Origin of the sequence: Kurthia senegalensis (assembly GCF_000285595.1) — a bacterium.
Lineage (GTDB): Bacteria > Bacillota > Bacilli > Bacillales_A > Planococcaceae > Kurthia > Kurthia senegalensis.
Window position 1 is genome coordinate 191,392 of record NZ_HE611067.1, and the last position, 18,303, is coordinate 209,694.

The 18,303-nt window shown below is 39.0% G+C and carries 18 protein-coding genes and 1 pseudogene; 5 read left to right on the forward strand and 14 right to left on the reverse strand.

The annotated features are described in order from the left end of the window. Positions 1-23: 23 nt before the first annotated feature. Positions 24-1,265, forward strand: a complete 1,242-nt coding sequence (locus tag KSHG_RS10665; protein WP_010305919.1) for a ferric reductase — start codon at positions 24-26, stop codon at positions 1,263-1,265. Positions 1,266-1,717: 452 nt separating this feature from the next. Here the strand turns inward: KSHG_RS10665 and KSHG_RS10675 are convergent, their stop codons facing one another. The 4 genes from KSHG_RS10675 to KSHG_RS10690 form a co-directional block, all read right to left on the reverse strand. Further along, complete coding sequence (locus KSHG_RS10675) at positions 1,718-3,118, reverse strand: sensor histidine kinase (protein ID WP_010305924.1); 1,401 nt, start codon at positions 3,116-3,118, stop codon at positions 1,718-1,720. Next, entirely contained in the window at positions 3,111-3,806 is a 696-nt protein-coding gene (locus KSHG_RS10680; RefSeq protein WP_010305927.1) for a response regulator transcription factor, read from the reverse strand. Before KSHG_RS10680 ends, KSHG_RS10675 begins: the two co-directional genes overlap by 8 nt. An 18-nt stretch (positions 3,807-3,824) precedes the next feature. Then, positions 3,825-3,995, reverse strand: coding sequence for a hypothetical protein (locus KSHG_RS18365; protein ID WP_154646901.1), 171 nt, complete (start codon positions 3,993-3,995; stop codon positions 3,825-3,827). A 132-nt stretch (positions 3,996-4,127) separates the two neighbouring features. Beyond that, positions 4,128-4,892, reverse strand: coding sequence for a hypothetical protein (locus KSHG_RS10690; protein WP_010305930.1), 765 nt, complete (start codon positions 4,890-4,892; stop codon positions 4,128-4,130). Positions 4,893-5,120: 228 nt separating this feature from the next. Between KSHG_RS10690 and KSHG_RS10695 the strand changes: the two genes are divergently transcribed. After that, positions 5,121-5,597, forward strand: a complete 477-nt coding sequence (locus KSHG_RS10695; RefSeq protein ID WP_010305935.1) for a hypothetical protein — start codon at positions 5,121-5,123, stop codon at positions 5,595-5,597. Between the two features lie 73 nt (positions 5,598-5,670). Here KSHG_RS10695 and KSHG_RS16850 read toward each other — a convergent pair whose 3' ends face one another. The 3 genes from KSHG_RS16850 to KSHG_RS10710 form a co-directional block, all read right to left on the reverse strand. Beyond that, positions 5,671-6,189 carry an N-acetylmuramoyl-L-alanine amidase family protein gene (locus KSHG_RS16850; RefSeq protein ID WP_010305939.1) on the reverse strand — a complete coding sequence of 173 codons (519 nt, stop codon included), beginning with the start codon at positions 6,187-6,189 and terminating at the stop codon, positions 5,671-5,673. Between the two features lie 101 nt (positions 6,190-6,290). After that, positions 6,291-7,184 (reverse strand): 3-hydroxyacyl-CoA dehydrogenase, encoded by an 894-nt coding sequence (locus KSHG_RS10705; protein WP_010305943.1) that lies wholly within the window; start codon positions 7,182-7,184, stop codon positions 6,291-6,293. An 84-nt stretch (positions 7,185-7,268) separates the two neighbouring features. Continuing rightward, entirely contained in the window at positions 7,269-7,481 is a 213-nt protein-coding gene (locus KSHG_RS10710; RefSeq protein WP_210432980.1) for a hypothetical protein, read from the reverse strand. A gap of 357 nt (positions 7,482-7,838) precedes the next feature. Here KSHG_RS10710 and KSHG_RS10715 point away from each other — a divergent pair, with 357 nt between their 5' ends. Together KSHG_RS10715 and KSHG_RS10720 are read left to right on the forward strand one after the other, a co-directional pair. Beyond that, positions 7,839-8,750, forward strand: a complete 912-nt coding sequence (locus KSHG_RS10715) for a class I SAM-dependent methyltransferase (protein WP_010305951.1) — start codon at positions 7,839-7,841, stop codon at positions 8,748-8,750. Between the two features lie 246 nt (positions 8,751-8,996). Then, complete coding sequence (locus KSHG_RS10720) at positions 8,997-9,374, forward strand: hypothetical protein (RefSeq protein WP_147630529.1); 378 nt, start codon at positions 8,997-8,999, stop codon at positions 9,372-9,374. 59 nt (positions 9,375-9,433) lie between these two features. Here the strand turns inward: KSHG_RS10720 and ahpF are convergent, their stop codons facing one another. Both ahpF and ahpC read right to left on the reverse strand, forming a co-directional pair. Beyond that, on the reverse strand, positions 9,434-10,990 hold the full coding sequence (gene ahpF / locus KSHG_RS10725) for an alkyl hydroperoxide reductase subunit F (protein ID WP_010305957.1): 1,557 nt from the start codon (positions 10,988-10,990) through the stop codon (positions 9,434-9,436). Positions 10,991-11,099: 109 nt separating this feature from the next. After that, on the reverse strand, positions 11,100-11,663 hold the full coding sequence (gene ahpC, locus KSHG_RS10730; protein ID WP_010305961.1) for an alkyl hydroperoxide reductase subunit C: 564 nt from the start codon (positions 11,661-11,663) through the stop codon (positions 11,100-11,102). Positions 11,664-12,183: 520 nt separating this feature from the next. Between ahpC and KSHG_RS10735 the strand changes: the two genes are divergently transcribed. Next, positions 12,184-13,920 (forward strand): ABC transporter ATP-binding protein, encoded by a 1,737-nt coding sequence (locus tag KSHG_RS10735; RefSeq protein WP_010305965.1) that lies wholly within the window; start codon positions 12,184-12,186, stop codon positions 13,918-13,920. A 142-nt stretch (positions 13,921-14,062) separates the two neighbouring features. On the opposite strand, the gene KSHG_RS18370 is transcribed toward KSHG_RS10735, so the two are convergent. The 5 genes and pseudogenes from KSHG_RS18370 to KSHG_RS19230 form a co-directional block, all read right to left on the reverse strand. Continuing rightward, positions 14,063-14,344, reverse strand: coding sequence for a hypothetical protein (locus tag KSHG_RS18370; RefSeq protein WP_147630530.1), 282 nt, complete (start codon positions 14,342-14,344; stop codon positions 14,063-14,065). A gap of 309 nt (positions 14,345-14,653) precedes the next feature. Further along, positions 14,654-15,220 (reverse strand): hypothetical protein, encoded by a 567-nt coding sequence (locus KSHG_RS10745; RefSeq protein ID WP_026022578.1) that lies wholly within the window; start codon positions 15,218-15,220, stop codon positions 14,654-14,656. A 142-nt stretch (positions 15,221-15,362) separates the two neighbouring features. Next, positions 15,363-15,794, reverse strand: a complete 432-nt coding sequence (locus KSHG_RS16855) for a helix-turn-helix transcriptional regulator (RefSeq protein ID WP_010305979.1) — start codon at positions 15,792-15,794, stop codon at positions 15,363-15,365. Positions 15,795-15,976: 182 nt separating this feature from the next. Next, complete coding sequence (locus KSHG_RS10755; protein ID WP_010305983.1) at positions 15,977-17,143, reverse strand: YhgE/Pip domain-containing protein; 1,167 nt, start codon at positions 17,141-17,143, stop codon at positions 15,977-15,979. Between the two features lie 216 nt (positions 17,144-17,359). Beyond that, positions 17,360-18,300: pseudogene (locus tag KSHG_RS19230) on the reverse strand (agmatinase family protein). Between the last annotated feature and the right edge of the window lie 3 nt (positions 18,301-18,303).

Below are 18,303 nucleotides of genomic sequence, written 5' to 3' on the forward strand. Positions count from 1 at the left end.
AAAAGACAGAAAGGAAGAGGAAGATGAACCGAAAAATGCTCTTATTTTTACTATGTATAGCACCGATTCCACTCGCTTTATGGCAATTGTATTTCCAACCGAATGCCGATCCATTCTGGTCCATCGTCAGTACGTTCCTCGGAGCAGCAGCATATAGTACGATGTGTATCATCTTATTGTTAGGTGCTCGTCCGAAAGGAATCGATTATTATGACGCACAAGTCGTTCACCGGATAGCAGCGGTCGGTAGTCTTGCTCTTATTTTACTGCACAATCAAGCAGAAGGATTGGCACATAACGGACCTGTCACACACGCTGCCGCACAGTACGGCGGCAATGCCCAAACGATTTTTTTAATCGTTGCGGGTAGTAGCGTCTTATTGTTAGCAACGAAATGGATGATGTATTTACCACCACGTCTACAACAAATTATACAACCTGTGCGACGACTATTTCGATACGACTATATCAAATGGATTCACCATTTGAATCTCATCGCAATTGTTCTCATGGTTCTTCATATCGTTTATATGAATATCGCATGGCACACACCGATTGGCATGAGTTTATTTTTAGTTTATTTCGGCATTCCAGCCGCATTTTATATCGCTTTCTTATACAATCGATTCGCAAGCGGGCATACGAGCGTTCAATCGATTGAATCGATTTCCGATTACACGATCGAAATGAGCGTGGCGAAAAAAGCATGTCCGAACGCACAAATCGGCCATATTCTCTGGGTACGACTCGGCTTACACGAACATCCTTTCACCATCACAGACGTTACGAACGAAGCGATCTTCTTTATTTTCGAAAGAAAAGGGACCTTTACGAAAAAATTAGCGAATCAAACGCCTGGCATGCCTCTACGTGTTCAAGTACAGCGCACGAGACGACTTACCTTTACACAACCGACCATTTATATAACGGGAGGTAGCGGCATTACCGCGGCTATTAGTGCGATTCGACAATGGCTTCAACAGCCGAATGAACCGTTTTACTTGTACGCATCGTATCGCCATCAAAAAGAAGCGATTTACGCGCATTATTTTTATTCTATTTTGCAAAAACATGCGCATTTTCACTATGACATTTTCATTACACGTGAACATAAAAAACGCCGCTTAACGCCCGAACGACTCGTACAAAACAGCGATTTAGAAAAAGCACAGTGCATCATTTGTGCATCGGACGCTGCAGCTGCAGCTTTCGAAAAAATGTTGCGGGACGTATCGGTTACAAACATACGGAAAGAAGCATTTTAATCGCTTTCTACTAACGCATTTCTGTTATTTTTTAATACGTAAGTCCTGCAAAATTAAATCCGATCGCAGCGAAAAGAAAAAGAAGGGTCACGACGCTATGTCTGATCGCTTCCGTACTTTTTAGCCAACGCTTTCTCCAACTTCTGATAAGAATCATGCAAGCTGAAAAAAATAGCAAGAATGTCAAAATTGTCACGAGTACTTTCACGTACGGCCAATTGTTCATAATATACACATTCGAAAACGCCGTTAATAACCCTGCCATATTGAACAAATAAATGAGTAGCACATTGCTCATACGATTCCCTCATTTCTATTTTATTCCGTATACCCTTTCTTTCTCTTTTTACACAAAAAAACAGGCAACCTTTTGGACAAAAAGGTTGCCTGTTTTTCACTTATACTCCGCAACACTCGGGGGAGAGTTCGGTTCATGAGTTTATACGTACATTTTACCGTTCATTTGTGGATAAAGTGTGAAGAGGAAATGACAATCTAAACGTTGTCCCTTGCCCTTCCTCACTCTCAACCGTAATGTCGCCACCAAGTCCTTCTGTTAAGCCTTTTACGATGGCTAACCCGAGACCTGTACCACCTTTATCTCTGACGCGTGATTTTTCAACGCGGTGGAAGCGGTCAAAAATAAAAGGGACGTCTTCTTTCGGAATGCCCACACCTGTATCGCTCACTTCGATTACGAGCTGTTCTTTTCTTTCAAATGCTTGCACGTTAATCGAACCCGCTTCAGTATAGTTCACAGCGTTCTGCATTAAATTCAGCATAATTTGCTCCATACGCATGCCATCTGTCTCTAAGTCATGAAGTGGTCCTGCAATGTGTAAATCAAGCGTTAGCGACTTCGCAGTAGCTTTTAAACGGACTTTATCGACCGCTTGCTCTAACAACTGTTCCATATCAATCGATTGCGTATAAAATGGCATACGCCCTTCTTCCATTTTCGACAAGTCAAAGACGTCTTGAATGAGTGAAGAGAGGCGAACCGATTCTTGGTCGATAATGCGTGCATAGCGTTTCAAATCTTCTTCTGAACGATACTGCCCTTTCTCGATTAATTGAGCGTATCCTTGTAAGTACGAAACGGGTGTGCGCAGTTCATGCGAAATGTTCGCTAACAATTCACTACGATTTTTACGATAATTGTTTAATTCGATACTCAAATCATTAATCGCCACGCCGAGCGAGCCGACTTCATCTTTACTTTGAACGGCGACTTGCGTATCTTCGCCTTTCGCAATTTTCCGCGTTGCCTTTTCCATCTCAACGAGCGGACGAGACAAGCGCCATGAAATTAAAATCGTATAGACGAGTGCGAGTAAAATTGCTGCACCAATCGAGCGAATTAACCAATACCGGATTTGGTACATCGTATCGTACCAACTCGTGACATTTGCCATCACGAGTACACCGCCGGCATATTTCCCGTCTTGTAGTAACGGTTTTGCGACGTAATGAAACTTCGCACCGGTCGCATTTTCTGTTCGGTCGCCCGCATACGATTTTTCGCCGCTCTCAAGTGGACCTGACCATTGCGAGTCAATCGTATCGTCTTTGTAAAATTCATACGCTGAACGTGATAAAATGCGCCCTTCTCGGTCAAAGACGATGACCGAATCATCGCTCAAACTAATCATCGTATCGATTTGTTCACTCGTAATTTCCGGTTTTCTTTCTAATTCTAAAACGGCACGTGTCGCCATTTTATCGACGGAAGAATCGACGTAATCTGTAAAGATATTCGAAAAAATACGGTCGATTAAAATACCGAGTGGCGCTAAAATAGCGAGAAACAGCGCCATAATGAGCGTGCCCCATTTGAAACCGATTTTATTCATGACGGTTCTCTGGCATATCAAATTGATAGCCTAATCCCCAAACCGTTTTAATTAAATTCGTCGAAGCGCCGATTTTTTTCATTTTATAACGAATGTTTTTCACGTGAGAATCAATTGCACGTTCATCACGTTCTTCATCTTCTTGCCACAATAAATGTAGAAGATCTTCTCGTGTGAATACTTGCTTCGGTGATAAGGCAAGTTGTTTCAGCAACTCAAATTCCTTCACTGTTAAATCAACTTTTTGTTGGTCGAAATGGACGCTAAACGACACGATATCCATTTTAAATGGTCCGTATTGAATCACATCTTCATTTTTCTCTTCAATAATCGTTGAACGACGGATCAATGCGTGCAAACGAGCTTTTAACTCTGCAAAGTCAAATGGCTTCACTAAATAATCGTCCGCTCCGAGTTCTAATCCTCGTACACGATCTTCTACTTCTGTTCGTGCGGTCACCATCAAAATAGGCGTTTGATTCATACGACGAATTTCTGAACAAAGTGTAAAGCCGTCAACGTACGGAAGCATGATGTCTAGCATAATCGCATCATACGTCTCCAAATTAATTCGTTCGAGCGCTTCTGCCCCGTCCTTTGCAATCGTCACATCATACTCTTCTTGCAAATGTACCATTAATAACTCTTGCATTAACGCTTCATCTTCCGCAATTAAAATCTTTTTCATCCGCGCTCCTCCTTCAACTTACTGTCTACGTGTAGGTAAAATAAATATATAGATTATTACAGCGATTACTAGCACTATAAACCAACTACCGAAAATCCACAAATTTTCAAAAACAGCTGTGGCATATACCGCGCTAAACGTCAAAATAGCCGTCAAAAACATGAACAGCATAAATTTAGATGTGCTCATTCGCTCGCCTCCATTCTGTCTTTTTAGTATAGCGATTTTTGAGCACTTCTAGGTGACGTTCTCCCGTGGATTTGGTCGAAAAAAAAAGAGCTGTCACAAATAAATCGCAACCGCTCCATAGTTTATCCAATATTAATCTTCAATTACGTTGTACGTGTAGCTGCCTGTTTCAATCATTTTTTTCCATTCGCTACGTGTCGTCGTCGTGAAATTGTCTAACTCTGCTTTTTCACCGTCTAGTTTAAACTGAATCGTTTCTGTTTTTGGGAAATTGACGAATAAAGACGTCAACAGTTCGATATTGTTTTCCGGAGAAGCGCCAAAGTTATTTTTCGTTAAGCCGCTTTCTTTCAAATCAAGTGTAATCGTTTTTTCATCTTTTGAAATCGCATAACCGTTAAAGTACGTTTTGTAAAATTGATCGTATAAGTTTAATAAAATCATTTTCGCTTGTGGGCCATTGTCTTTGTATGAATAATCAATACGTTTGACCATAAATTCCGTATCCATCGCATCGTATAATACGAATGTATTATCCGTTGCAGATTCTTTTAATGACGCGGGTTTTGTCAAATCAGTCGTCGTTGCTTTTTCTGTCGTCGCTGTTTGTTCTGTCGCTTGCTTTTCTTTTGAAGTCGTTTCAGTTGAAGTTGCTTGCTCCGTCGTTTCTTCTTCCGCTTTCGCATCATCAGCATCATCTGTTGCAGCGGTTTGTTCCTCTGTCTTATTCGTCGCTGCATCGTCTGTTGCATCCGTCGTTTCTTCTGTTTCTGTCGTAGCTTCTGTTTCTGTCGTTTGTTGCGTCGTTGCTTTCGTTCCTTCGTCCGCTTTTTCGTCGTTACCACATGCTGCTAAAATCGTCATCGAAGCAGCTAAAAGAATCCATAATTTTTTCATTTTTTCTCCGACCTCTCTACATATGTATTACTACTCGCCATTATACATGGTCTATATGACGAATTCATCTCAAAATAACAACAATTGTGTGCGCATTGCATTTCTTTTCACACAATATAAGAACGATAGAACGAAAAAAATGTTCATTTTTCCAAAAGAACATGTATAATCGCTTAAAAAAACAATCGTTTTTTGATATACTTAACCAAGCAAAAAGGAGGTCGTATTTTGAAACTTTTTTTATACATCACGACATTTTTAACTGGCTTAGCGACCATCTTTGTTTGGACGAGCATGGACGTATTAACACCTGTATTCGATGCGGATCTATATAAAGCCAATGCAGACGGTTTATACAATGGCTTTTATTTTAAAATCGGCTTTATTTTCATCGTATACTTCTGTGTCATGATGACGATAATCTTACGTGATTTGTACGCAAAATTAGCCCAACGAACACGTCTCATTTTATTGATTGTATACGGTTTCTTAATGATTCTCGTATTCTTCCGTACAATAAGTTCTGCTTTCCAATTAAAAAACGCGCTGAATAGCCAACAAAACGAAGTCGTTTTTTCGATGCTAAACGCTTATTCAACAGACATTTTCTTTAATTTCTTTACGTTTGTTGGTTTATTCGTTTTCTTAAGCTTAATTTCGTTATTGTTACCTGCACAAAATTCTAAAACATCGTATAATTTTTAATAACAAAACGAGTACAGCAACTTAGTTGAATAAAAAAAGGCAGACATCGGTCACAACCGTGTCTGCCTTTTTTCTATTTATTACATGCACGCGCAATATCACAAGCCATTCGCTCCGTTAGTACGGGCATTTGTTCGTCAAATCGTGCATTATCACGTGCGCAGTCGATAAAGCCTATTTCTACTAAAATCGCCGGCACTTCTGTATGTTTCAACACGTAATAAGCAGCCTGCTTCACACCTCGATTTGAAAAGCCACTAATGACCATTGCGTCCTGCAATTGCTGCGCTAAAAGACGTGCCGGGCTATTTGGGAAAATGTACGTTTCAGCTCCACATGCACGGTGCTTCGCCGAGGCATTTCGATGTATCGAAATAAAATAAAGCGGCTTCTTCTCGTTGCTATATCTTACACGCGCACGCAAACTAACAAACGCTTTCCCCTCTCTCGTTTCGTGCACCGTCACACCTCGCTTTCGCAATGCTGCAGCAAGCATTTTACCGAAACGTTCTACATCCTCACTTTCATTCCTTCCTTTATAAGAAGCTCCAACGTCACGCCCTCCATGTCCGTAATCTAAAACAATCGACATTTTCATTCCTCCTTTACGTCCTACATAGCGCGAAATGAGAAAAAATTTCCAAATTTAGACACAAAAAAGCCCTCATACAATATGAGGGCTTTTTGAAATGCTTATTTTTTCAAGAAATCCGGTTGTAAGTAAGCAGCGTCTGGATATTTGTAAAATCCTTCGCCTGAGTTCACACCCATTTTACCTTGATCGATGTATTCTGTTTTGATTTTATCTGCAAGTTCTTGCATACCAGGGACACCTGCTTGTGCTTTTGCAACGTTTAAGTTGTATGGTGTTTCCATACCTACAACGTCTAAAATACCGAATGGACCTGCAGGAGCGCCTGTCGCAATCATCCAGTTTTTATCGATTGTTTCAGGATCTGCTACACCTTTTGCCCATAACTGTAACCCTGCATCTAAAAATGGTACGAGTAATGAGTTTAAAATGTATCCAGGTTGTTCTTTGTGTAAATGGAATGGAATCATACCGATTTCACGAGAGAATTCAATGACTTCTAACGCATATTTTTCGTCTGTTCCTGGGTGACCCATTACTTCTGCTGTGTTGTTTTTCCAAATTTCATTTGCAAAGTGAAGTGCTAAGAATTTTTCAGGACGACCTGTAAATTCAGCAAATTGGCTTGGAAGCATTGTTGATGAATTAGAAGCAAAAACCGTTTTTTCTGGGGCAACTTGTGCTAATTGCTCATAAAAACCTTTTTTAATGTCCATACGTTCTGGTACAGCTTCAATAACAAGATCTGCATCTTTCACAGCTTCTGCTAAATCCGTTGCATAATGTAAACTCTCAAGTGCTTTTTCTGCACGAGCTGTATCATTAAAAAATGCACCGTACGTTTCTTTATGTTTCGCAAATAATGTTTTTGCTTTTTCGATAGCCGCTTCATTAATATCATAAACCGTTACGTTAAAACCGAAAAATGCTGATTGGAAGGCAATTTGACTACCTAGTACGCCGCTACCTGCGATTGTAATATTTTTATAGTTCATAGAGAATCTCTCCTTCTTTAACTAAAAAGTTAGTGTTCACTTACTAATTTCAATATACCACCATCGATTTCTTTTTTCAAGTAATCACTCACCTTTGATTGTAATCCCTTCTGTACTATATAAAAGGATATTCAATTTATGTTGTTCTACTCGTATGTATGTTGCTTTAATTAACTCTTCCAACATCGATTCAACTTCTGAACACGTATTGCGTGAGTCGATTACCCAATTGTCCTTCGAGACGTATCGCTCTTCTGGATTCACAATTAAATACATTAATAATCCCTTTGCCCCCAATGACAGCCGCTCATCTTGTAAAAAAATACAAATCACTATTTTGAAACCGGGTTTTCATAAAATACTTCCTTCCTTATTATTGCTCAAAGAATAATCTACTAATACGTATTCCCTATTTCCTATTTTTAAACCTTTTTCTTTATTTTCACTAGTATTTACTGTTTATTTAATTGAATATCATCATAAATTTCCTTAATATGTCGATTCAAACCGTCACAAAAATGAATTTTCTCCACTTTTTAAAAGTCAAAATATTTGACAAAAAATTTGATATATGCTATAATTTAATATTATATTTTTTGTGTTACAATAACATTCTCCTAGCTAGGAAATTTTATTGTATCGGAGTAATGCCCCATGAAAAATGATCAATCTAGTTTAACTTCTCTTATTTCTACTTTTAGTCGTGCGTATCACCATAAAGAAGATTCTCCCCTTATTTTCAATGACCCGTTCGCAAAGCGTTTTTTAAGCGATGAACAATATGCTGAAATCGGGCATCATATGACGCAAGGCATTTCCTTTTTCAACCCTGAAATGGCCGCAACCAATCCACAACCGAATGCCATTTTAAAATGGGTTCATCACATACAGCTCGCGCCAACACCACTCGCTCGTGCTGCCTTCGCTGAACGAATCGTTTTAAATGAATTCGACCTCGGTGCGACACAGTACGTTATTCTCGGAGCCGGTTTAGATAGTTTCGCTTGGCGTTATCCAGACGTAGATGCTTCGATTTTTGAAGTAGATCATCCAGCGACACAACAACTTAAAAAACAAAAAGTGCAAGAAGCCGATTTAGTGCTTCCTACCAATGTAACGCTCATACCGATTAATTTCATGAACGGTTTTTCTATCGAAGACTTGCGTTTAAAAGGCTTCGACCCGAATCAAAAAACCGTTATTACGTTACTAGGCGTTTCTTATTATTTAACAGAAGAAGTATTCCAAAACGTCTTACATGAATTGTTCGAGCAATTACCTATCGGTAGCTCGATTATTTTCGATTTTGCAGACGAACGTTTATTTACAGAGCGTGGTTTATTTAACCGTGTACAACATATGGTGCAAATGGCAGCCGCTTCTGGAGAACCGATGACGTTCTATTCTTCTTTACAAAATATCGAAAAAATAATGAATCGCGAACAATTACTCATCTATGAACACGTATCTCCTGAAGACATTCAAACACAATTTTTCTCTAACAGAGACGACGAGTTGCAAGCATTTGAAACGATTCATTACGTGCATGCGGTGAAACGCCCGTAAAATAAACGAATCAAAACTTTTCCTATTTGGAATATAACGATGTACTATAGTAAAAATTTTGTTTTTATGACAAAATATAGTTAAGTCATATTGTATTGAAGATGGAGGTTTTTGAATATGTTTTCCCAATTAACTGTAAAAAAGTATCTTAAAGTGATTCGAGAGAATTTAGCAAATACAGAAACACAATTGGTTGAGTCTTTTAAAAAAATAGAAAATCTTAAATTTCCAGAGGATGCTTCTGTATTGATTGTTAGTTCATCGTTGGATGATTTGAATGATGAACAATTTGAAATTTATTTATCGGTAAATGAAGATATGTTTGATGCTGTAGAACCGGTTGATGAAGATAGTGAATATAATGATGGTGTTTATTTAGTCGATTCCGCTATGTTGTATAAAGAATTTGAGACCGGTGAGGAATTTGATAAATTCTTTAGCTTTTTTGATAAAAATAATTTAGAAGAAGTGACAATGAAAGAAATTAGCGACTGGGTTCAAAAATGCTTTCATCAAGCAGAAGTCACGTTGCCACTACCGATTTATTTTAGCTTTACAGACGAAGATGATGCGTTAAATTTAGTGACAGGTAAATGGGAAGATCAAATGGACATCGACTTATAACATTCAATAAAAAAGCGTACAGCATGAAATCATGCTGTACGCTTTTTTGAACTAATCGATTAAGCTTCTACAAGTTCTTTTACGTCTGAACGAATCATATAATCGAATGCGCCTAGTGCAGCAGTTGCACCTGAACCCATTGAAATAACGATTTGTTTGTATGCGGCATTCGTACAATCTCCCGCAGCAAATACACCTGGAAGATTCGTTGCACCGTGTGCATCTACGATGACTTCATTACGTTCGTTTAATGCAAGTGTGCCTTGTAAAAATTCTGTATTCGGTAATAAACCGATTTGAATGAAAACGCCATCTAACGCGATTTTATGAACATCACCCGTAACAGCATCTTTGTACGTTAAACCGTTCACTGTTCCGTCGCCTGTAATTTCTTCTGTTAGCGCATTCGTTATGACCGTTACGTTCGGTAAGCTACGTAAACGTGTTTGTAACACGGAATCTGCTTTTAATTCTGCGCTACGTTGAAGAACGGTCACATGATTCACAATACCAGCTAAATCGATTGCCGCTTCAACGCCTGAGTTCCCGCCACCAACGACCGCAACATCTTTGCCTTTAAACAGTGGACCGTCACAGTGTGGGCAGTACGCAACGCCTTTATTTTTAAACTGTTGTTCGCCTGGAACGCCTAATTGACGGTAACGTGCACCTGTTGATAAAATAACGGTTTTTGATTTTAATACCGCACCATTTTCAAGTGTCACTTCAACGAAATCATTTTTCTCTACATTGACAACACGTTGGTTTTTCATAATATCTACTGGATAATCCGTTACGTGCGCTTCAAGGCTTGCGACGAATGCAGGACCTTCTGTCGCTTTCGTACCGATAATATTTTCAATTGATAACGTATCGTTCACTTGACCGCCGAAGCGTTCTGCTACAAGACCTGTACGGATTCCTTTACGTGCTGAATAAATAGCAGATGCAGCGCCTGCTGGACCACCACCAACGACAAGAACATCATACGCTTCTTTTTCGTCAAAGCCCGTTGAATCTTGAGCTGCACCTAATTTATCTAAAATATCTTCTAGTGACATGCGTCCGCCTTCGAAAAATTCACCATCTGCATAAACGGCAGGAACGGCTAAAATATCTTTTTCTTTCACTTCATCTTGATAAGCGCCGCCTTCAATCATCGTATGGCTAATGTTCGGGTTGAGTACAGACATAATATTCAACGCTTGTACGACATCTGGACAGTTGTGACACGTTAAGCTTACGTACGTTTCAAAATGTATCGGTTTCGTAATCGCTTGAATACGTTTCGCTGTCGCCTCATCTACTTTTGGTGCGCGACCTGAAACTTGTAATAATGCGAGTACGAGTGAGTTGAGTTCGTGTCCAAGTGGAAGTCCGGCGAAAACGACACCTGATTCAGAACCTACTTTATTAATGCTGAAACTTGGAGTACGGGCAAGCGTCGCTTCTTCTACTGTAATATGAGAAGACATCGTCGCTAATTCTGTTACAAGTTCACGCATATCTGTTGATGTTTTATCTTCGCCTACACTTAGTTGAATCGTTAAATCGCCTTCTAATAATGCAAGTAATTGGTTCAATTGTGCTTTAATGTTTGCATCTAATAATGCCATGTTTGTCATCATCCTTTCAAATAGACGGTAATACTGCTTAATAGCAGAAAGGAGCGCGATCACCCGCGCTCCTTTCTTTTTTACATTTCAATGTTCATTGACAAAGAAATTAGATTTTACCTACTAAATCTAGGCTAGGAGTTAATGTTTCTGCTCCTTCTTTCCATTTAGCTGGGCAAACTTCACCTGGGTGGTTACGTACGTAAGTTGCTGCTTTAATTTTGTCGATTAATTGAGAAGCGTTACGGCCGATACCATCGTTGTTAATTTCCATTGTTTGTACGATACCGTCTGGATCGATTAAGAAAGTCGCGCGTTGAGCAAGACCTGCTTCTTCGTCTAAAACGTCGAAGTTACGAGAAATAGTATGTGTTGGGTCACCGATCATTGTGTATTGAATTTTAGAAATCGCTTCTGAATGGTCATGCCAAGCTTTGTGAGTGAAGTGCGTATCAGTTGAAACTGAGAATACTTCAGCACCTAAAGATTTTAATGTTTCGTATTCTGTTTGTAAGTCTTCAAGTTCTGTTGGACAAACGAATGTGAAGTCAGCTGGATAAAATGCGACAACAGCCCATTTACCTTTTAATGTTTCGTCTGTAACTGTTTTGAATTCACCGTTTTGGAATGCTTCGGCAGTGAATGGTAAGATTTGTTTGTTTACTAATGACATATTAAATTCCTCCATTTAATCCGCATATATTTTCTTAATAACCATTTTTTCATTAGAATGATTATTATTTACAATTAAATTATTATACGAAAACTTTTTTCTGTCAACCCTTCTGCTCTACTTCTGTACTTATATTTATAAAGATTGATTTAACAATACGATCTCTATTTTCAATTAGGTGATTACTCCCAATACATATATTTGTGAAATAACTCACAATTTTCTGCGAACCGTCTATTTTTTCCTATCTCGTGTAAAATATGTCGTTTAAAGCGCTTCTGTTTTCTCAATTAGATGTACAAAAATGACACAAGAACGTCATTTTTAAAGAAAAAACTTTCCGATTAAATAGATGACATTTGACAATTGAGAAATATATAACCTATTTAATAATTCTCTTTTGTTAACGTCTTTTTCAATAGGTTATTAGTTGACCGTAAATCGTATACGAAACTATAGTAAAACTAGTAGGGCAATATTGTGATTTTGTATAGTTATCTATCACAATGGAGGACATTAAATGGAACAGACAAAACCAACATTTCAGATGAAAGATTTTTTAAAACTTATTAATAGTGTGAACCCTAAAAAAGGTCTATTTTTCTTAGGGATTGTGTTTAGTTTAGTGACAAGTGGTGCGAGCTTACTCGTTCCCCAATTTACGAAAACGTTAGTCGATACGAGCGAACTAACGAAAATCGACTTAAACATGCTTGGCATTTTACTACTTGCGTTTGCGGCACAACTCATTTTCGGTACGATTGGCGGCTTCTTGCTGCGCTACGTCGGAGAAAGTGCCGTGAAAACATTACGAGAAAAGCTGTGGGATCATTTACTACGCTTACCTGTTAGTTATTTTGATCAGCATAAATCAGGCGAAAGTAGTTCTCGCCTCGTCAACGATACCGGCGTCATTAAAGACCTCGTGACGACGCACTTCCCTAGCTTTATTACGGGAGCCATTCAACTCGTCGGCTCGATGATTATTTTATTTTTCATGGACTGGAAAATGGCATCGATTATGTTTCTTGCGGTTCCAATTGTCGCACTCGTTTTATTCCCAATCGGCAAAATCATGTCGAAAATTGGACGTCAATTGCAAGGTGCGACAGCAGATTTCAATGCCGAAGCGACAGAAAAACTAGCGGAAATTCGCTTAATTAAATCAAGTAACGGTGAAGCATTTGAACAAAAGAATGGGCGTACGTTCATCGCAAAGATTTTTAAATTAGGTGTGAAAGATGCGAAAGTCGAAGCGGTTTTACAACCGATTATGATGACCGTTATTTTAGGCTTATTCGTCGGTATTTTAGGCTACGGTGCGGTTCGCGTACAAGCCGGTACGTTAACGAGTGGTTCTCTCGTCGCCTTCTTACTATATTTATTCAATATTTTAATGCCTGCTGCAAGCTTTGCGATGTTCTTCGCACAAGTACAAAAAGCGATGGGTGCGACGGAACGAATCGAACAAATTTTAGCAACTTCATTTGAGCCCGCAGGAAACGGTTCAACGATGGACGTTGTCGGACAGACGATTCAAGCACGCGACGTTTCTTTTTACTACAATGAAGATCATCCGGTTCTTAAACATATTTCATTCGATGCCCATCCGAACTCGGTCATCGCTTTTGTAGGTCCTAGTGGTGGCGGGAAAACGACCATTTTTGCCTTACTTGAGCGATTTTACGAACCGACGAGTGGTGTATTCGCAATCAATGGACAAAACATTCAACAGCTTGATTTAACAGATTGGCGTTCACAAATCGGTTACGTTTCACAAGATAGCGCTGTGTTTGCCGGAAGTATTCGCGATAATTTACAATACGGTCTCGGACGCACATTAACGGATGACGAACTGTGGCACGGGCTTGCACTTGCCTATGCGGATACATTCGTTTCCCATTTCCCTGAAAAACTAGAAACGGAAATTGGCGAACGTGGTGTGAAATTGTCAGGTGGTCAAAAGCAACGTATTGCCATTGCACGGGCTTTCCTACGCAATCCGAAAATTTTAATGCTCGACGAAGCGACAGCTAGTCTCGACTCGCAGTCCGAAGAAAAAGTACAACGCGCACTCGATCAATTAATGGAAGGCCGTACAACACTCGTCATTGCGCACCGTCTTTCAACGATTGTCGATGCCGACCAAATTTACTTTATCGAACACGGGGAAGTAACCGGACACGGCTCGCATCATGAATTACTTGAAACCCATCCATTGTACGCATCTTACGTACAAGAACAAATGGTCAATTAAAACAAAAGGTTCATCAATAAGAAAAGACATTCACGATTTTTTTCAAATCATGAATGTCTTTTTTTCGAGAGGTTACGAAAAAAGAAAGAAGCTGGAATTTTTATTTAATTCCTAACCTCTTTTACGTTGAATAAGCACTATACTATTCATCTAGACGCTTTTTTGTTTTTATATCGTAAATTTTATAATCTATTTCCCATACATGGTCTTTAGTCACCGTAATTTCACAATAATACGGAATCGCTGCACCATAAGCGTCCAGTGCCGCAATCCCATCAAAAGAAAACTGTTCGTCTGTATGTACCATATTAAAAGTCGTGTCAGAAGTACGCCCAGATGAACCGACTTCTGCTGTACACTCTCCTTTAACTACGTCATAGTCTTTCATGATAATAAATTTCATACTAGGGATCGTACTCCACAAAAGGAACACTCCAATTAATAAGCTACCTAACGCTCGTACTATTCCCCAAAATGTCACTTCTCTACTTGCGAACATTAGTATTAAAAAACCAACGCCAAAAATTGTCATTACTAGACCGATCCCCGTGATCAAAAAATACATTAAAATTATCATCGTCTCCCTACATTGTATAAAGCTTCTGCATACTAAACATTCATTATAAATGAATATCCATTACTAGACCTATAGGGTACAACTACTATTTTTCCTCCTCTCTTATTTACACAAAAAAACACGGGTGCTACTCACCCGTGTTTTGAACGTATAAAATTAATATTCTGGAAAGCAAGATAATTTGACTGTTTCTAATACCGTTGTGTTTTTTATTTTCTTCTGTGTCGCTTTTGCAGATTTAAAGTCCATTTGTACAACGAATCCATTTCCTATATATACCGACACCGCATGCTTTTTCGTTTTTGAACTATACTCTGCATATAACTCTTTGTATACTTTTTTCAGCTCACCGTATGTCACTTTGTTTGCCAACTTAAATTCAATAGAATCTACTGTGCTATCACTTTGCGGTTTCTCTTTTTTAGAATTTACGTTAAAGCCCACTTTATAACCATTTTTGAATGTCGCTACATATTCATATCCACCATGTACATACGCTTTAGTTGTTGTAGAAGTCGGTTTTCCCCATTTTTTCACGACATTTTTGTACGTCGTTTTGTTCAAAGTAACACCTTTAACCGTTAGCGTTTTCTTCATTTTTTTAACGTCTGTAATTCCTTGTTTCGTCGCATGTGCTTGCTCAGAATTAGCAAATAACACAGGTGCTGTCACCGCAGTCGTTCCGAAAACGAGCGCTGACGCAAGTATGATTTTTTTCATCATGTATTCACTCCCATTTCTATTTTCTATACTTCCTTACTTTATGGTATTTAATTGGAAAAATATATCAACTTTTTGCTTATTTTTAAATATTCAAATTTTATTCACAATAAAAAAATCCGTTCCTTAATGGACGGATTTTTTGTTATGCTTTTAACTTTTCAATTAACTGTTCGTACGTTTCTTCGTGCAAGTGCATCGTGTTACTCATAAATTGTTGAAATACACTTAAATATTGACGTGTCGCATCGTCTGTCTCGATTTGTTCATAAATCGCGCCTAAGTCATCTTGACGTTTTTTCGTTTTTTCTACTTTACGTTCCAACATGTAGGCAATCCGTTCTTTGTCGACATACTGCATCGCACCAATGCAGACGACAATTTCGATTGGCGTCAATGCTTTTTCAACCGTTTTGTAAATCATTTCCGGTAGCGCAGCTCGTCCTGCGTCCGTAATGCCGAAAATATGTTTATCGGGGCGATTTTCTTCTTGAATGACTTTCACTTCTTGAATGAAGCCACGTTTCGTAAGCGCATCAAAATGGTAATACAACTTACTTTCCGTTAAGTTCGCCATTTCCGCAAAAGGAATCGGATCCGATAATGCTTTTTTAATTCGTATGGATAACTGTCGCCTTCCATTAGCTTCGTCAAAATATAAATTTGAAGAGACATGTGCTCAACTCCTAAAATAGACTATATAGCAAAAGGAAGCTTCCATCCATGTAGAGAACAGAAACTTCCTTTATCATATCAAACTTAAGCCATCATTTCTTTACTATCTTTATCAATTTTTTTAAGTGGCATACGTCGCGGAACGAACGTAATAATTAACAAGTTAATAATGACCGCTCCTACGCCGACTGCTACAAGCCCCCATAAAAATGGTACAGGGCTCGTTGAACCGAAGAAAATAGCTAAGTACGACTGTACCGAATGATACATTGGCGTAATGTAACTAATCACTTGGAACGGTGCATACATCATATCGCGTGGCATCGTTGCGCCGTTTGCAATCGTTTGTGCTAACAGTACAGGAATGTTTAAAATCATACCCGCTTCACCGATTAAGAACGTAAACATCGCACAGAAGTTAAATGCGACCATGTACAGTAAGATTTGTTGCAGCGCCACTTTCCAAATCGTTGCCGTATCAATATCTGCTACTAAGTACGCAATAATGAGTGCGGCAATCGTACTGAGTACGGCAATAATTAGCGCACATAATTGAACGTATCCGAATAAACGAATTTTTGATGCTTCGCCGAGGAACATTTTAAATGAACCGATTAATTGCATCGCCGCAATCATTGCCCCTACGTAACAAGCCATCGTTAAGAACATTGGTAGCATATTGTTGTGCATACCGTCCGGTACATCATTCACGACAACGTAATTGCCGACATAGCTTTCTTCAATTTGTTTCGCTACTTTTTTCGCTTGGTCTTCTGGAACGTTCATATTCATCAGAACACCTTGAGCTGTTTGTTCAGAGAAACTTTTACTAAGTTGTGCATTAATTTCTTTCACGACTGAATTCATACTCGATGCAACCATCGTTGCCGACGCTTCATTCACTGTGAAGTCAATTTGTGCCGATTTGCCACTCGTCGCATTGTCCGAAAACTCTTTCGGAATGTGAATTACGAGTGAATAATCATTATCTTTTAATGCTTTGATCGCTTCTTTATTCGTTAAATCGGTATCGATTGTTTTGAACGGTAAGCTCTCCGTCAACTGACTTTCAATTTGCTTCGCTGCTTTTCCTTCATCATCATTGACGAATGCAATTTTTAATTCATCCATTTGTCCAGGAAGTGCCGTGTACCCGAAAAGGAAAATCCCTAACATGGCCACCGCATAAAAAATCCCCATAAATACTGAGCTTTTTACACCCATTGAGTTAAAAAACTTTTTAAAACTCACTACTTCTCATTCCTCCATCAACTTGCGTCTGTATATTATTCTAATTAAAGTACTCAAATTTGAGTACTTTTAGAATTTTAGATGAAAGGGAGGGTGATGTAAAGAGAAAAGTTAGGTTTTTATTTGATTTTAAAAAGAATGACGTGACATTTTTATGACAGACGTAAAAGACACCTCTCCCCATATACTTGGAGAAAGGTGTCTTTTCTTTATTTATCATCGAGATTGCATGTATTTACTAACGACCCAACGTAAGAAAGCATACACGCCTACTTTAACCGTTTGCTGCTCTACTGTATCTCGTCTCGGATCTAAACAAACGAAGTCCATTCCTTTTACAACATCGTATTTTCCGATTTCTGATAACACATCGAACAATTCGTCTGATCGCATACCACCCGGTGTAGAAGCCGGAACCCCTGGTGCATAAGCAATATCTAGTACGTCCATATCTACTGTGACATAGACGATATCTACTTTTGATACTAGCTCGGTCATCACTTTTTGGATAATTGCTTTAGCACCTTGTTCACGGAATTGCTTTAAAGTAATGCGATTGACGCCGTAATGATTCGCTGCTTTTATAAGGCTCGGTGCATTGAAAAATCCATGCAAGCCAATATTGTAAACGTTTTGTCCTTGAACGATGCCACCATCTAACAACTGACGAATTGGTGTACCATTCGTTGGACCGTCTGTTTCTGTTGCTCGTAAATCTAAGTGTGTGTCGAGTTGAACAATGCCAATTGTTTTTTCGTATGTTCTTGAAAAGCTGTCACGATTGGCGCCGTAATCGAATGGTCGCCTCCAATTTGAACGTAAAAGCTATCCGGACATTGTTGAAGTATGTCGTGCATCGCCTGTCGAATATTTTCATGACATGCTAAAATATCCGTGCCGTGCATACGAACATCGCCTACGTCCGCCACTTGAAACGAACGAAAATCGACATCATCGTCAATCGAATACGTGCTAAAGCCGTTCCATGCACGGCGAAAGAAATCCGGATATTCACTTGCGGCAGATGGGCTAATAGAAGACCGTGATAAAGGAATTCCAGTAACAATGACGTCCATCTTTTCTGGAAGCTGTGCATAATACGGTACAATCCAATCTTTCACTTTCAAATCTTCCCCTTGTACGCGGTTCCACATCATTTG

Coding starts and splice junctions, on each gene's coding strand:
- KSHG_RS10665 (WP_010305919.1), top strand. CDS start 24: ATGAACCGAAAAATGCTCTTATTTTTACTATGTATAGCACCGATTCCA.
- KSHG_RS10675 (WP_010305924.1), bottom strand. CDS start 3,118: ATGAATAAAATCGGTTTCAAATGGGGCACGCTCATTATGGCGCTGTTT.
- KSHG_RS10680 (WP_010305927.1), bottom strand. CDS start 3,806: ATGAAAAAGATTTTAATTGCGGAAGATGAAGCGTTAATGCAAGAGTTA.
- KSHG_RS18365 (WP_154646901.1), bottom strand. CDS start 3,995: ATGAGCACATCTAAATTTATGCTGTTCATGTTTTTGACGGCTATTTTG.
- KSHG_RS10690 (WP_010305930.1), bottom strand. CDS start 4,892: ATGAAAAAATTATGGATTCTTTTAGCTGCTTCGATGACGATTTTAGCA.
- KSHG_RS16850 (WP_010305939.1), bottom strand. CDS start 6,189: ATGTCGATTGTTTTAGATTACGGACATGGAGGGCGTGACGTTGGAGCT.
- KSHG_RS10705 (WP_010305943.1), bottom strand. CDS start 7,184: ATGAACTATAAAAATATTACAATCGCAGGTAGCGGCGTACTAGGTAGT.
- KSHG_RS10715 (WP_010305951.1), top strand. CDS start 7,839: ATGAAAAATGATCAATCTAGTTTAACTTCTCTTATTTCTACTTTTAGT.
- ahpF (WP_010305957.1), bottom strand. CDS start 10,990: ATGGCATTATTAGATGCAAACATTAAAGCACAATTGAACCAATTACTT.
- ahpC (WP_010305961.1), bottom strand. CDS start 11,663: ATGTCATTAGTAAACAAACAAATCTTACCATTCACTGCCGAAGCATTC.
- KSHG_RS10735 (WP_010305965.1), top strand. CDS start 12,184: ATGGAACAGACAAAACCAACATTTCAGATGAAAGATTTTTTAAAACTT.
- KSHG_RS10745 (WP_026022578.1), bottom strand. CDS start 15,220: ATGATGAAAAAAATCATACTTGCGTCAGCGCTCGTTTTCGGAACGACT.
- KSHG_RS16855 (WP_010305979.1), bottom strand. CDS start 15,794: ATGGCGAACTTAACGGAAAGTAAGTTGTATTACCATTTTGATGCGCTT.